Origin of the sequence: Pseudomonas sp. CAM1A (assembly GCF_047501685.1) — a bacterium.
Taxonomy (GTDB): Bacteria; Pseudomonadota; Gammaproteobacteria; order Pseudomonadales; family Pseudomonadaceae; genus Aquipseudomonas.
This window is the reverse complement of the sequence record NZ_JBFNXP010000011.1, coordinates 71,372-85,468: the sequence shown is the minus strand read 5'-3', so window position 1 is coordinate 85,468 and position 14,097 is coordinate 71,372. Positions and strand designations below refer to the sequence as shown.

The 14,097-nt window shown below is 66.2% G+C and carries 11 protein-coding genes; 7 read left to right on the top strand and 4 right to left on the bottom strand.

What is annotated here, in order from left to right:
- Window positions 1–32 precede the first annotated feature (32 nt).
- From ABZO33_RS22270 to ABZO33_RS22240, 7 genes are all read left to right on the top strand, one after another.
- A complete protein-coding gene (locus ABZO33_RS22270) occupies window positions 33–1,361 on the top strand; it encodes a DUF3426 domain-containing protein (RefSeq protein WP_414537807.1) in 1,329 nt (442 codons plus the stop codon).
- A 205-nt stretch (window positions 1,362–1,566) separates the two neighbouring features.
- Window positions 1,567–2,580: a tRNA dihydrouridine synthase DusB gene (dusB, locus tag ABZO33_RS22265; protein WP_217867308.1), complete on the top strand. Its 1,014-nt coding sequence runs from the start codon at window positions 1,567–1,569 to the stop codon at window positions 2,578–2,580.
- Entirely contained in the window at window positions 2,577–2,897 is a 321-nt protein-coding gene (fis, locus tag ABZO33_RS22260; RefSeq protein ID WP_011535876.1) for a DNA-binding transcriptional regulator Fis, read from the top strand. The genes dusB and fis overlap by 4 nt, the downstream gene beginning before the upstream one ends.
- A 78-nt stretch (window positions 2,898–2,975) precedes the next feature.
- On the top strand, window positions 2,976–4,583 hold the full coding sequence (purH, locus tag ABZO33_RS22255; protein WP_414537806.1) for a bifunctional phosphoribosylaminoimidazolecarboxamide formyltransferase/IMP cyclohydrolase: 1,608 nt from the start codon (window positions 2,976–2,978) through the stop codon (window positions 4,581–4,583).
- A gap of 181 nt (window positions 4,584–4,764) precedes the next feature.
- A complete protein-coding gene (gene purD / locus ABZO33_RS22250; RefSeq protein ID WP_414537805.1) occupies window positions 4,765–6,057 on the top strand; it encodes a phosphoribosylamine--glycine ligase in 1,293 nt (430 codons plus the stop codon).
- 136 nt (window positions 6,058–6,193) lie between these two features.
- Window positions 6,194–8,968 (top strand): response regulator, encoded by a 2,775-nt coding sequence (locus ABZO33_RS22245; RefSeq protein ID WP_414537804.1) that lies wholly within the window; start codon window positions 6,194–6,196, stop codon window positions 8,966–8,968.
- Window positions 8,969–9,097: 129 nt separating this feature from the next.
- Window positions 9,098–9,694, top strand: a complete 597-nt coding sequence (locus ABZO33_RS22240; RefSeq protein WP_023633040.1) for a MarC family protein — start codon at window positions 9,098–9,100, stop codon at window positions 9,692–9,694.
- Window positions 9,695–9,706: 12 nt separating this feature from the next.
- Here the strand turns inward: ABZO33_RS22240 and cobJ are convergent, their stop codons facing one another.
- Genes cobJ through cobG form a run of 4 tightly spaced genes read right to left on the bottom strand, consistent with a single transcriptional unit; the run spans window position 9,707 to window position 14,070 of the window.
- A complete protein-coding gene (gene cobJ / locus ABZO33_RS22235) occupies window positions 9,707–11,398 on the bottom strand; it encodes a precorrin-3B C(17)-methyltransferase (protein WP_414537853.1) in 1,692 nt (563 codons plus the stop codon).
- Window positions 11,395–12,129 carry a precorrin-2 C(20)-methyltransferase gene (locus tag ABZO33_RS22230; RefSeq protein WP_414537803.1) on the bottom strand — a complete coding sequence of 245 codons (735 nt, stop codon included), beginning with the start codon at window positions 12,127–12,129 and terminating at the stop codon, window positions 11,395–11,397. Before ABZO33_RS22230 ends, cobJ begins: the two co-directional genes overlap by 4 nt.
- A complete protein-coding gene (locus ABZO33_RS22225) occupies window positions 12,126–12,752 on the bottom strand; it encodes a precorrin-8X methylmutase (protein WP_414537802.1) in 627 nt (208 codons plus the stop codon). Before ABZO33_RS22225 ends, ABZO33_RS22230 begins: the two co-directional genes overlap by 4 nt.
- Window positions 12,745–14,070, bottom strand: coding sequence for a precorrin-3B synthase (gene cobG, locus ABZO33_RS22220; RefSeq protein WP_414537801.1), 1,326 nt, complete (start codon window positions 14,068–14,070; stop codon window positions 12,745–12,747). Before cobG ends, ABZO33_RS22225 begins: the two co-directional genes overlap by 8 nt.
- Window positions 14,071–14,097 lie beyond the last annotated feature (27 nt).

Sequence of the window (14,097 nt, the reverse complement as noted above, 5' to 3'; positions counted from 1 at the left end):
CTCATCTCCTGCACAGCTTCCCGGACAGCCGCATGACCGACAGTTTCGTCACCCAGTGCCCGCATTGCCAGACCAGCTTTCGCGTCACCCATCACCAGTTGAGCGTGGCCCGCGGCGCGGTGCGCTGCGGCCAGTGCTTGCAGGTGTTCAACGCGGCGAAACAACTGCTGGAGCAGAACCGCGCCGCGGGCGGCGAAGCCGAAACCCCTGCGCCGGCAGCGCAGGTGCAACCGGTGGAGCCTGCGCCTGCGCCAGTGCAACCGCAGGTCGAGCCCCCTGTACCGGAGGACAACTGGACGGTCACCGCCGAGGAACTGGATGCCCTCGACCTCGACCAGGAACTGGCGCGCCTTGAACGGCGCAGCCCGGGTGATCGGCGCGCAGCCCCGGCCAAGGGCATGCTCCAGGCCCGCCGCGACGATCAGCTCGGCGATGGGCCTGGCGATGAACCGTTCGGCACCGCCACTGACGGCGACCGTGAGCCGGCGCAGGAGCGCGAGGACGCACCGATGCTGGTCGAGCAGGAGCCGCTGGACCTGGCGCCGCCCGACGACGAGCGCACCGAGCCTACCCTCGGCGCGACCAGCCTCGAGCTGGACGATGAGCCTCCAGTACGCGATCAGCCACTCGACGACGACCTCGACGAACCCTCGCGGCAGCTGCCCAGCCATGACGAACCGGTACCGGAAAAGGGCCTTTCGGCGCTGGACGACGAGGTGCACAGAGCGCCGTTCTCGGCCCGCGACGATGACCCCGAAGAACACCCCGGGCAGCGCCTGGAACCGAGCCTGGCCGCCAAGCCGGAGCGTTCGCGCAAGGAGCCGCTGGTCGACGTGGTCGACGACCCGTTGCAGTTGGGCTGGGAAAAGCCCGCCCCGAACTGGGGCAAGCGCCTGCTGTGGGGTTGCCTGACCCTGCTGGCCGCAGGCTTGCTGGCATTCCAGTACGTCTGGTTCCACTTTGACGAAATGGCCCGCCAGGACCAGTATCGCCCCTGGTTCCAACAGCTATGCCCGATGTTCGGCTGCCAGGTGCCGACCCGTGTCGACATCTCGCGGATCAAGAGCAGCAACCTGGTGGTCCGCAGCCACCCGGACTTCAAAGGGGCGCTGATCGTCGACGCGATCATCTACAACCGTGCGCCCTTCGCCCAGCCCTTCCCGCTGCTCGAATTGCGTTTCGCCGACCTCAACGGTCAGCTGATCGCCAGCCGCCGCTTCAAGCCCAGCGAGTACCTGTCGGGCGAGCTGGCCGGGCGCGGCGAGATGCCCAGCCAGACGCCGATCCATATCGCCCTGGACATACTCGACCCTGGGCCGAAGGCAGTGAACTACAGCCTGAGCTTCCGTTCGCCGGAGTAAGCGACAAGCGGCAAGCTTCAAGCCGCAGGTAAAAGCCTGTCTGCAGGCCTCTTGCAGCTTGAAGCTTGCCGCTTGCCGCTGGGTGTCATAACGCCGCAACTGTTCAGATTTTATCCAGATTCATCTTTATCCGGTCATCGAGAGCGGGTATCATGCCATCCCTTTTTCGAACTCCAATGATTCGGCCCCACAACAGGGAACACCTATGTCGGCGGTACGCATCGGCCCTTACACACTGCAGAACAACCTGATCCTGGCCCCCATGGCCGGCGTCACGGACCAGCCTTTCCGAACGCTGTGCAAACGCCTGGGGGCGGGCATGGTGGTATCGGAGATGGTCTCCAGCGACATGCGCCTGTGGAACAGCCGCAAGTCGAGCCTGCGCCGCATCCACGAAGGTGATCCCGAGCCACGCTCGGTGCAGATCGCCGGTGGCGACGCGCAGATGATGGCCGAGGCGGCCCGGGCCAACGTCGAAGCCGGCGCGCAGATCATCGATATCAACATGGGCTGCCCGGCGAAAAAAGTCTGCAACAAGGCCGCAGGCTCTGCTTTATTGAGAGATGAAGCCTTGGTCACCGAGATCCTCCATGCCGTCGTCGGCGCCGTGGACGTACCGGTGACGCTGAAAATCCGCACCGGCTGGGACCGGGCGAGCAAGAACGGCCTGAACGTGGCGAAGATCGCCGAACAGGCCGGCATCCAGGCGCTGGCGGTGCATGGCCGCACACGCGCCGACCTGTACACCGGTGACGCCGAGTACGACACCATCGCCGCGATCAAGCAGGCGGTGTCGATCCCGGTATTCGCCAACGGCGACATCACCTCGCCGGAAAAGGCCCGGGCGGTGCTGCACGCCACCGGTGCCGACGGCCTGCTGATCGGCCGTGCCGCCCAGGGGCGGCCGTGGATTTTCCGCGAGATCGAGCATTACCTGCGCACGGGCGAGCACCTGCCCGCACCGGCGCTGGACGAAGTGGAACGCATTCTGCTGGAGCACCTGGCCGCGCTGCATGCCTTCTATGGCGATGTGATGGGCGTGCGGATCGCCCGCAAGCACGTTGGCTGGTACCTGGCAACCCGACCTGGCGGCAAGGAGTTCCGCAGCCAGTTCAACGCTTTGCAAGACACACAAGCGCAGTGCGCCAACGTTCAGGCGTTTTTCGCCGAACGTCGACAGAGCCTTGGGACAGAGGACGAACAAGGGGTGGCCGCATGACGATGATGACCGAGACATTAGTGAGTGGAACAACGCCCGTGAGCGACAACGCCAACCTCAAGCAGCACCTGAACACGCCGAGCGAAGAGGGCCAGACCCTGCGCGACAGCGTCGAGAAGGCACTGCACAACTACTTCGCCCACCTGGAAGGCGCTACCGTCACGGACGTGTACAACCTGGTGCTCTCGGAAGTCGAGGCGCCCCTGCTCGAATGCGTGATGAACTACGTCAAGGGCAACCAGACCAAGGCCAGCGAGATGCTCGGGCTCAACCGAGGCACGCTGCGCAAGAAGCTCAAGCAGTACGATCTGTTGTAAGGCCAGAACCCCAACCAAAAAGGCGCTCATGCAAAGAGGCGCCTTTTTTGCTGACTCCACCGCGTTATGGAATCTGAAATGACCGACCAGACTACCCGCCTGCCGATCCGCCGCGCCCTGATCAGCGTCTCCGACAAGACCGGTATCCTCGAATTCGCCCGTGAGCTGCAACAGCTCGGTGTCGAGATCCTGTCCACCGGCGGCACCTACAAGCTGCTCAAGGACAATGGCGTGAACGCGGTGGAAGTGGCCGACTACACCGGCTTCGCCGAAATGATGGACGGCCGGGTCAAGACCCTGCATCCGAAGATCCACGGCGGCATCCTCGGCCGTCGCGGCACCGACGACGCCATCATGAACGAGCACGGCATCAAGCCGATCGACCTGGTCGCGGTCAACCTGTACCCGTTCGAAGCCACCATCAACAAGCCGGGCTGCGACCTGCCGACCGCCATCGAGAACATCGACATCGGCGGCCCGACCATGGTCCGTTCCGCGGCGAAGAACCACAAGGACGTGGCCATCGTGGTCAACGCCAGCGATTACGCCGGCATTGTCGAAGGCCTGAAAGCCGGCGGCCTGACCTACGCCCAGCGCTTCGACCTGATGCTCAAGGCCTTCGAGCACACCGCCGCCTACGACGGCATGATCGCCAACTACATGGGCACCATCGACCAGGCCAAGGACACCCTGTCCACCGAAGACCGCAGCGAGTTCCCGCGCACCTTCAACAGCCAGTTCGTCAAGGCCCAGGAAATGCGCTACGGCGAGAACCCGCACCAGAGCGCGGCGTTCTACGTCGAGGCCAAGAAGGGCGAGGCCAGCATCTCCACCGCCATCCAGCTGCAAGGCAAGGAGCTGTCGTTCAACAACGTGGCCGACACCGACGCCGCGCTGGAGTGTGTGAAGAGCTTCGTCAAGCCAGCCTGCGTGATCGTCAAGCACGCCAACCCGTGCGGCGTGGCCGTGGTGCCTGAAGACGAAGGCGGTATCCGCAAGGCCTACGACCTGGCCTACGCCACCGACACCGAATCGGCGTTCGGCGGCATCATCGCCTTCAACCGCGAGCTGGACGGCGAAACCGCCCAGGCCATCGTCGACCGCCAGTTCGTCGAAGTGATCATCGCCCCGAAAATCTCCCAGGCCGCCCGTGACGTGGTTGCTGCCAAGCAGAACGTGCGTCTGCTGGAGTGCGGCGAGTGGCCAGCCGAGCGCGCCGCCGGTTGGGACTTCAAGCGCGTCAACGGTGGCCTGCTGGTGCAGAGCCGCGATATCGGCATGATCACTGCCGACGACCTGAAGATCGTCACCAAGCGCGCCCCGACCGAGCAGGAAATCCACGACCTGGTGTTCGCCTGGAAAGTCGCCAAGTTCGTCAAGTCCAACGCCATCGTCTACGCCAAGCAGCGCCAGACCATCGGTGTCGGTGCCGGCCAGATGAGCCGCGTCAACTCCGCACGTATCGCCGCCATCAAGGCCGAGCACGCCGGCCTGCAGGTGCAGGGTGCGGTGATGGCATCGGATGCGTTCTTCCCGTTCCGTGATGGCATCGACAACGCGGCTAAAGTGGGTATCAGCGCCGTGATCCAGCCGGGTGGTTCGATGCGCGATGCCGAAGTCATCGCCGCTGCCGACGAAGCCGGTATCGCCATGGTCTTCACCGGCATGCGCCACTTCCGCCACTGATTATGGCAATCGGCCGCACTGAAGCAGGCATCTGCTGCGTTGGGGCCGGTTCCGCTGATGCTCATTGCCATAAGGCAACTGCGCTCATCGGAACCGTCCCCGCCTTGCATCTACCTGCTCCATTGCGACCTCGTACAGTGTGAGGCTTTGCCTCCCGTCCGAAAGAATTCGAGGTTTTGACATGAAAGTTTTGATCATCGGCAGCGGCGGCCGTGAACACGCCCTGGCCTGGAAAGTCGCCCAGGACCCACGCGTCGAGAAAATCTTCGTCGCCCCCGGCAATGCCGGCACCGCCACCGAAGCCAAATGCGAGAACGTCGCCATCGACGTCACCGCCCTGGAGCAACTGGCCGACTTCGCCGAGAAGAACGTCGACCTGACCATCGTCGGCCCGGAAGCGCCGCTGGTCATCGGCGTCGTCGACCTGTTCCGCAGCCGTGGCCTGGACTGCTTCGGCCCGACCAAGGGCGCCGCCCAGCTGGAAGGTTCCAAGGCTTTCACCAAGGACTTCCTGGCTCGTCACAAGATCCCGACCGCCGACTACCAGAACTTCACCGAGATCGAGCCGGCCCTGGCCTACCTGCGTGAGAAAGGCGCACCGATCGTGATCAAGGCCGATGGCCTGGCCGCCGGCAAGGGCGTGATCGTCGCCATGACCCTGCAGGAAGCCGAAGACGCCGTGCGCGACATGCTCGCCGGCAATGCCTTCGGTGAAGCCGGCTCGCGCGTGGTGATCGAAGAATTCCTCGACGGCGAGGAAGCCAGCTTCATCGTCATGGTCGACGGCCACAACGTGCTGCCCATGGCCACCAGCCAGGACCACAAGCGTGTCGGCAACCAGGACACCGGCCCGAACACCGGCGGCATGGGCGCCTACTCCCCTGCCCCGGTGGTCACCGCCGACGTGCACCAGCGCGTGATGGACCAGGTGATCTGGCCGACCGTGCGCGGCATGGCCGAGGAAGGCAACGTCTACACCGGCTTCCTGTATGCCGGCCTGATGATCGACAAGGCGGGCAACCCCAAGGTCATCGAGTTCAACTGCCGCTTTGGCGACCCGGAAACCCAGCCAGTCATGCTGCGTCTGGAGTCGAGCCTGGTGCTGCTGATCGAGGCCGCTTTCGCCAAGGCCCTGGACAAGGTCGAAGCACAGTGGGACCCGCGTCCGAGCCTGGGCGTGGTGCTGGCTGCCGGTGGCTACCCGGGCGACTACGCCAAGGGCGCCGCGATCAGCGGCCTGGACGCCGCCGCCAAGCTGGAAGGCAAGGTGTTCCACGCCGGTACCGCACTGAAGGACGGCCAGGTGGTCACCGCCGGTGGCCGCGTGCTCTGCGCCACCGCCATGGGCGACACCGTCGAAGCCGCCCAGCAGCAGGCCTACCGCCTGGCCGAGCAGGTCAAGTGGGACGCCAGCTTCTACCGCAACGACATCGGCTACCGGGCCATCGCCCGCGAGCGCGGTGAGCAGCAGTAAAAGTGCAGCCAACGGTCGTGGCGCTCCCGGCCCACGGCCTTCGGCTCGTCGTCAAGGCCCCGCCGGGGCCTTGCCTTCGCCTTGGCGCGCCGCGCATAGTGGTTATCCGGCACATTAGCTAAGAAGGGATTTCGTCGTGCGTCGGCTTCGGATTGCCATAGCCCTGATCGTCAGCCTGCTGACCCTGCTCTGCCTGCTCCCGGCACACGCCGAACAGGCCGCGGGCTGGTCGGCGCTGCTCGATGAGCAGGCCAACCTGCAGTTGTCCGACGTGCGCTCCGAACGCTACCGCAACCAGTTCAGCCCATTGGCCCTCGAAGAACTGGATGCCGCCCTCCCCGACCAGGCCCTGTGGTTGCACTACCGCCTGGAACCGAGCGACCAGGAACAACTGGTACGCATTTTCGCCCCCGACCTGTCACGCCTGGACCTCTACGCCCTGGAAGGCGGCAAATTGCTGCGCCAGTTGCACCACGGCCGGCAGGGCGACGGCCTCAGCCCCACCCTGCGCGGCAGGGACCACGTGCTGCCATTGCCGCACAGCAACCAACCGCTGGATATCTATCTGCGGCTGGTTTCCGAACACCAGTTGCGTCCGGCCATCACTGTCGAGACCACCGCCCACGCCGCCGCCGACCAGCGCCAGTCGCTGCTGTTCGGCCTGTTGTTCGGTGGCCTGGTGATGCTGATCCTGCACAACCTGATCCGCTTCGGCTACACACGCTCCAGCACCACGCTGGTACTGGCGCTGTACCACGGCCTGATGCTGCTCAGCGCGCTGATCCTGCTCAACCTCAGCGGGCCCTGGTGGCACCTGTGGCACAGCGCGCAGACCCCAGCGGCCTACCTGACGCTGGTGCTGGCAGGCCTGGCCGGATTGTATTTCACCCTGCACTTCTTCTCCCCCTGCAGTTCGGCGCGGCTCAACCGCCTGCTGCAGATGGAAATGGTGGTAGCTGCGGTCAGCGGCCTGGTGCTGCTGTTCATCGACACCCTGCCGCTGAACCTGATGACCTACGCCCTGCTCGCCCTGGGCAGCGTAAGCATGCTGCTGGTCAGCGGCTATCACTGGTACAAGGGCTACGGCCCGGCGCGCCTGTTCGCCTTGGCGATGCTGGTGTTCAACCTCGGCGGCCTGGTACTGCTGCCGGCCCTGCTGGGCCTGACCCGCACATCCACGCCCTGGTTGCTGTGTATCCTCATGGCGCTGACCGTGGTCAGCGGCCTGCTGCTCAACCTCGCGGTCAGCGAGCGCCTGCGGCGGATCAGCGAGGAGCGCTTCCGCGCCAGCCGCGCCCTGGCCGCCAGCGACGCCGAGATCAACGCCAAGGCCGAGTTCCTGGCCAAGATCAGCCATGAGATCCGCACCCCCATGAATGGCGTGCTGGGCATGACCGAGCTGCTGCTGGGCACGCCGCTGTCGGTCAAGCAGCGCGACTATGTGCAGACCATCCACAGCGCCGGCAACGAACTGCTCACCCTGATCAACGAAATCCTCGACATCTCCAAGCTCGAGTCGCGGCAGATCGAGCTGGACGACGTGCAGTTCGACCTCAATGCCCTGATCGAGGACTGTCTGAACATCTTCAGGGCCAAGGCCGAGCAGCAGAACATCGAGCTGATCAGCTTCACCCAGCCCCAGGTGCCGCGGGTGGTCAGCGGCGACCCGACACGCCTGCGCCAGGCCTTGTCGAGCCTGCTGGACAACGCCCTGAAGAACACCACCCAGGGCGAGATCCTGCTGGTGGTGGCCCTTGACCAACGCGGCGACAGCCCGCGCCTGCGCATCGCCGTGCAGGACAGCGGCGAACCCATGCCACCGGCCGAGCGCGACGCCTTGCTGCAGGCCGAGCTGCACAGCCGCCACTTCCTCTCCAGCAACAAGCTCGGTGGCCACCTGGGCCTGGTGATCGCCAAGCAACTGATCGGCCTGATGCAGGGCGAGTTCGGCATCAAGACCAGCACCAGCATGGGCAACACCCTGTGGCTGACCCTGCCGCTCGACCCGCTGCGCCTGGAGCAGCCGCCCACCGACCTCGACGGCCCGCTGCGCGATGCGCGGGTGCTGGTGGTGGACGACAACGACACCTGTCGCAAGGTGCTGGTGCAGCAATGCAGCGCCTGGGGCATGAACGTCAGCGCGGTGCCGTCGGGCAAGGAAGCGCTGGCCTTGCTGCGCACCAAGGCGCACCTGCGCGACTACTTCGACGCGGTGCTGCTCGACCAGAACATGCCCGGCATGACCGGCATGCAACTGGCGGCCAAGATCAAGGAAGACCCGAGCCTGAACCACGACATCCTGGTGGTCATGCTCACCGGCATCAGCAACGCGCCGAGCAAGATCATCGCCCGCAACGCCGGGGTCAAGCGCATCCTCGCCAAGCCGGTGGCCGGCTACACGCTCAAGACCACCCTGGCCGAGGAGCTGGCACTGCGTGGCCGCGAGCAGGCCACGCCGCCCATGCCGATCGGCACCCCGGTGCCGCTGGACCTGCCCGGCGACTTCCGCATACTGGTGGCCGAGGACAACAGCATCTCGACCAAGGTCATCCGCGGCATGCTCGGCAAGCTCAACCTCGAGCCGGATACCGCCAGCAACGGCGAAGAGGCTCTGCAGGCGATGAAGGCCAAGCACTACGACCTGGTGCTGATGGACTGCGAGATGCCGGTGCTCGACGGTTTCTCCGCCACCCAGCAGCTGCGCGCCTGGGAGACCGCCAACCAGCGCCCGCGCACCCCGGTGGTGGCGTTGACCGCGCATATCCTCAACGAGCACAAGGAACGCGCGCGCCTGGCCGGCATGGACGGCCACATGGCCAAGCCGGTGGAGCTGTCGCAGCTGCGCGAGTTGGTGCAGTTCTGGGCGGGGCAGCGGCAGGTGGTGTCCGACGACACCACGCACATCCTGTAGGAGCGGCTTCAGCCGCGAGGCAGCCACCACAGAATCTGGCACCCGCTTCGCGGGTGATCGCGGCTGAAGCCGCTCCTACAGGTTCCGTGCTATACAGGTGCCACCCATTCCCGCCGCGGACTCAGCGCCATGCTCCATGAGTTGTTCAGCGTCTACCTGAAAATGCTCGTGCTCTACAGCCCGTTCTTCGTGCTGTCATGCTTCATCGGCCTGACCCGCGGCCACTCCAGCAAGGAACGCAAGCAACTGGCCTGGCGGGTAGCCATTGCCACGCTGGTCGCCAGCGTGCTGCTGTACTTGTTCGGACGGGTGATCTTCGGGGTATTCGGCATCACCGCCGACGCCTTCCGCATTGGCGCAGGCTCGGTGCTGTTCATCTCGGCGCTGGGCATGGCCCAGGGCAAGTCGGCAGTGCAGACCGACAACGTGCAGCAGGACGTGACCATCGTGCCGCTGACCATCCCACTCACCGTCGGCCCCGGCACCATCGGTGCGTTGCTGGTGATGGGCGTGGGCCAACCGCACTGGGACGACAAGCTGCTGGCCATCGTCAGCATCGCCCTGGCCAGCTTCACCGTGGGCCTGGTGCTGTACCTCTCGCACCGTATCGAACGGATCCTCGGCGACCAGGGCCTGCAGATCGTCAGCCGCCTGATGGGGCTGTTCGTCTGCGCCCTGGCGGCGCAGATCATCTTCACCGGGATCAAGGGCTACCTGCTGCCCTGACCCCGGCTGCGCTCAGGGCTTGGCGGGGTACCAGCGCGGGGTATAGACCCACTGGCCGCCATCGGCACGGGGGAAGGTGCAGGTGGTCGAGGAGCCGAGCAGCACCATGGTGCGCATGTCGACCATCTCCGGCACCAGCTCGCCCAAGGTCACCACCCGCAGGGTCTGCCCCGGCCGGCCGATATCACGGCCCAGCACCACGGGGGTGCCTGCGTCGCGATGGCGGCGTACCACCTCCAGCGCCACACCCAGCTGATGCGGCCGGGCCTTGGAGATCGGGTTGTAGAACGCCAGCACCAGGTCCGCCTGGGCCGCCAGGTCGAGGCGTTTCTCGATGATCGACCAGGGCTTGAGGTTGTCCGACAGCGACATCACGCAGAAGTCGTGGCCCAGTGGCGCCCCCGCCTGAGCGGCGGTAGCCAGCGAGGCCGAGACGCCGGGCAGGATCTCCAGCTCGACGCGCTGCCAGGCCGGGTCAGTGGATTCATGGAGCGCTTCGAGCACCGCGGCGGCCATGGCGAACACGCCCGGATCGCCCGACGACACCACCACCACCGAACGCCCTTGCACCGCCAGCTCGAAGGCATGGCGAGCGCGCTGCATCTCTTCGCGGTTGTCGGTGCAGTGCAGCACCTGGTCGTCGCGGAACGGGCCGGCCATGCGCACGTAGGTTTCGTAACCCAGCACATCCTGCGCACGCGCAAGCTCCGCCTTGACCGCCGGCACCATCAGTTCAGCGGCACCAGGCCCCAGGCCGATCACGGCCAGGCGGCCACGGCGCCGGCCAACGCGGTCGATGTCGACCGGTGCCGGGCAAACGGCGTGGGCGAGCCCGACGGACGAACCAACCCGCGCTTGCGGCAATGCATCAGCCAGCATTTGCTCCAGGCTCTCGGCGGCCGGTGCGAAGCGCAGGGCGACATTCAGCGCCTGGGCAGCCTCGTGCAGGGCCGGCTCCGCCATCTCGGTTTCGCTCGCCAGCAGGCAGGCCAGCGCGGGCTCGGCGATGTTCGCCCGCAGCAGTTCCTCGCGTACCTGTTGCACCAGGTCAGTGCTACCGGCCGTGACCGCCACCACCACGCAACGTGCATGGATCAGCAGTTCGTCACGGCTGGCCGGACGCAGTGCGCTGCCCACGTGGATAGTGCGTTGCGCATCGTCACTGGCGGGCAACTGCGCGTGCTCAAGCCACGGCGCTTCGCCTTCGACACGCACCGCCTCGCCCGCCAGCAGGTCGGAGACGAAGCGCTTGCCCTGCTCCAGGTCCGCCAGCGCGTAACCCTCGGGCGGGTTGAGCAGGCAGGTGCCGAAGCGCAGCTCGCCACTGGTGGTTATGGCTGCGCTCACACCCAACGCCTCACCGATCTCTCGGGCCATGGCGTTGACCCCACCCAGGCCACCGAGCAGTGGCACCACGGCGCTGCCGTCCTCGGCCACGGCCAGAACCGGTGGCTCGACGCCCTTTTCGCTCAACAACGGCGCCAGGGTGCGAATGACGATACCCGCCGCGCATAGGGCGATGATCGGCGTGTCTTGCTGATACAGCTCGCGCAGGGTGTCGCCGAAGACTGCGTAGTATCGGTTGGCACCCACAACACGCCCTTGCAGGCCATGGATCACGGCCTGTGGATAACGTTGCTGGATACGCTGCGCGGTGGCCAGGCTGCCCGGGCCGAGAATGACGATTGCCGGTGCCTTGATCATCCCTGCCATTTCTCACCTGGCACGATGATCAGCGAGAAGTAAGGCGAGGACTGCGGATCGACGGCATCCAGCGCGACGATCTTCTGGTTGGCCATGGTCGCCCGCTCTACGTACAGCGCACGATCATCCATGCCCAGCTCGGTGAGCACCTGGCGCACCTTGGGGAAATTACGCCCCAGTTTCATGATCACTGCGGCATCGGCATCGGCCAGACGGCGCTTGAGCTCGTCATGGGGCAGCACGCCGGAGAGCACGGTGAGGGTCTGGTTGCGATACACCAATGGCGCACCCAGTACCGAGGCGCCGCCGAGCATCGAGCACACGCCCGGGATCACCTGTGCCTCGTAGCGCGAGGCCAGGCGATCGTGCAGGTACATGTAGGAGCCGTAGAAGAACGGGTCGCCCTCGCAGATCACCGCCACGTCACGGCCGGCATCCAGGTGTTCGGCCACCTGCACGCTGGCTTCGTCGTAGAAGTCGCTGATCACCTGTTCATAGGACAGCGGCGCGGGCAGCGCCTCGGTGGTCACCGGGTACACCAGCGGCAGCAGGGTCTGTTCGGCTTGCAGGTGCGCTTCGATGATGCCGAAGGCGTTGCCGCGCTTGCCCTTGGCGACGAAGTACGCCACCACCGGCGCCTCGCGCAGCAGGCGCAAGGCCTTGACCGTGATCAGCTCTGGGTCGCCCGGGCCCACGCCCAGGCCCAGCAGTCGTCCGCGTGCCTGCATCATTCCACCTCCGTGGCCAGGGCGTTGACCGCGGCGGCAGCCATCGCGCTGCCGCCCAGGCGGCCCTGCATGATCACGAACGGCACGCCGCGGCTGTCGGCGGCGAGCATCGCCTTGGACTCGGCAGCGCCGACGAAACCGACCGGGAAGCCGAGGATCAACGCTGGTTTCGGTGCGCCGGCATCGAGCATTTCCAGCAGGTAGAACAGCGCGGTCGGCGCGTTGCCGATCACCACCACGCTGCCCTCCAGGTGCGGGCGCCACAGCTCCAGGGCCACCGCCGAGCGGGTGTTGCCCTCGGCCTTGGCCAGGTCCGGCACGCTCGGGTCGCGCAGGGTGCAGATCACCGGGTTGTTGGCCGGCAGGCGGGCGCGGGTGATGCCTTCGGCGACCATGTGCGCGTCACAGAGGATCGGCGCGCCCTTGGCCAGGGCATCGCGGCCGGCGCTGCCGGCACCTTCGGAGAACTGCAGGCCATCGATGGCCTCGACCATGCCGCAGGCATGGATCACACGCACGGCGAGCTTTTCAAGATCGGCGGGAATCCGCTCGAGCCGGGCTTCCTCGCGGATGATGCGGAAGGAATTGCGATAGATCTCCTGACCATCGCGGATGTAGTCAATCATCAAGGTGCTCCGTCGGCAGGTCGAGCATGGCGCCTGCTTCTTCTGGGGTGAGGTCGGCTGCGCGCAGCCTGCCGAAGCCCGGCAGGCGCGCGTCGCGCAAGTAAAGGTCATAGCGGCCCGGGGCGCGGGCCAGCAGGGTGGCCGGGGCGGTGTGGGCCATGGCGCAGGAACGTGGGCAGGCGGACAGGTGCACGCTGCCGGGGGCACCGTGGCGCAACAGGGCGGCCAGGGTAACGGCGTCGGCCTTGGTGTCGGCCTGGGCCTTGGCGCAACCGCTGGAGCCGGTACAGGCGACGACTCGCGCCAACGGGTGCTCGCTGTGGCACACCAGACCCAGGGCCGCAAGGTGTTCGCGAGCAGCCTCTACATGGGCCGGGTTCACGTTGGTCAGTACCAGGCTCTGCCAAGGCGTCAGGCGCAAGCTGCCATCCCCCCATTGGCGGACGACATGGGCGGCGCCGCGCAGCATGGCCGGGGTCAGGCGACCAAGGGGTGGCGCGACGCCCAGGGCCACGCCCTGACGCTGGGGCAACAGGCCCAGCCAGGGGCTTGTCGACGCTGGGCATTGTTCGGTCGGCGGGGGGGCGTCGATGCAGATCGCCAGCCCTTCCAGGAAGTGCTCCACCGGGCACACCTGCAGCAATTGACGCATGCGCGACTGCTCGGGCGTTGCCAGGTCGAGGAAGCGCTCCAGTACCGCGCGCACCAGCGCCAGCCCTTGCTCTACCGGTACCGCACCCAGCGCCTGGCCATTCGACAGGCTGCTCGCGAGCCCGAAGCGCAACCAGATACGCCCTTCGCGTGGCATCGCGGACAGCCACAGATCATGGGCGTGTTCGCGCATCGCCAACGCTTCGCCGCCATCGAGCTGCACGGCGAACTTGGCCGACAGCTTGTGGAACCTGGGGGTGCTTTCCAGCAGATCGAGGATCTGCCCGGCCAATGGCCGGGTGTCGAACAGCATCGTCGGGTCGAGCCCGGCCAATGGGCTGAGCATGAGATTGCGCACATCGTCACCGGCCGCATCACGCGGGCCGAGCCCTGCGGCCAGCAGATGTTCAACCAGCCTGCCATGATCCTGGCCAATGCCGCGAATCTGCAGGTTGGCTCGGTTGGTCGCCTCGATCACTCCTCCGGCAAAACGCTCGGCAGCGTCGGCCACGGCATCGGCCTGGTCGGCCAGCAGCAGGCCACCGGGCAGCTTGATCCGGCAGATGCCGCCATCGCGCGCGGCGACGATGCGCCACAACCCCGGGCAGGCCGAGGGACGGGGCGAAACTTCAGGGGACAGGGGCGGCTTCAAGGAGGCATCCGGCAATCGTGAAAGTGCGCTTCAGTGTAGAAG

Excerpts from the sequence above, each read along its gene's own strand:
- ABZO33_RS22225 (WP_414537802.1), bottom strand. The coding sequence starts at position 12,752 with ATGATTGACTACATCCGCGATGGTCAGGAGATCTATCGCAATTCCTTC.
- ABZO33_RS22230 (WP_414537803.1), bottom strand. The coding sequence starts at position 12,129 with ATGATGCAGGCACGCGGACGACTGCTGGGCCTGGGCGTGGGCCCGGGC.
- cobJ (WP_414537853.1), bottom strand. The coding sequence starts at position 11,398 with ATGATCAAGGCACCGGCAATCGTCATTCTCGGCCCGGGCAGCCTGGCC.
- ABZO33_RS22240 (WP_023633040.1), top strand. The coding sequence starts at position 9,098 with ATGCTCCATGAGTTGTTCAGCGTCTACCTGAAAATGCTCGTGCTCTAC.
- purH (WP_414537806.1), top strand. The coding sequence starts at position 2,976 with ATGACCGACCAGACTACCCGCCTGCCGATCCGCCGCGCCCTGATCAGC.
- purD (WP_414537805.1), top strand. The coding sequence starts at position 4,765 with ATGAAAGTTTTGATCATCGGCAGCGGCGGCCGTGAACACGCCCTGGCC.
- dusB (WP_217867308.1), top strand. The coding sequence starts at position 1,567 with ATGTCGGCGGTACGCATCGGCCCTTACACACTGCAGAACAACCTGATC.
- fis (WP_011535876.1), top strand. The coding sequence starts at position 2,577 with ATGACGATGATGACCGAGACATTAGTGAGTGGAACAACGCCCGTGAGC.
- ABZO33_RS22270 (WP_414537807.1), top strand. The coding sequence starts at position 33 with ATGACCGACAGTTTCGTCACCCAGTGCCCGCATTGCCAGACCAGCTTT.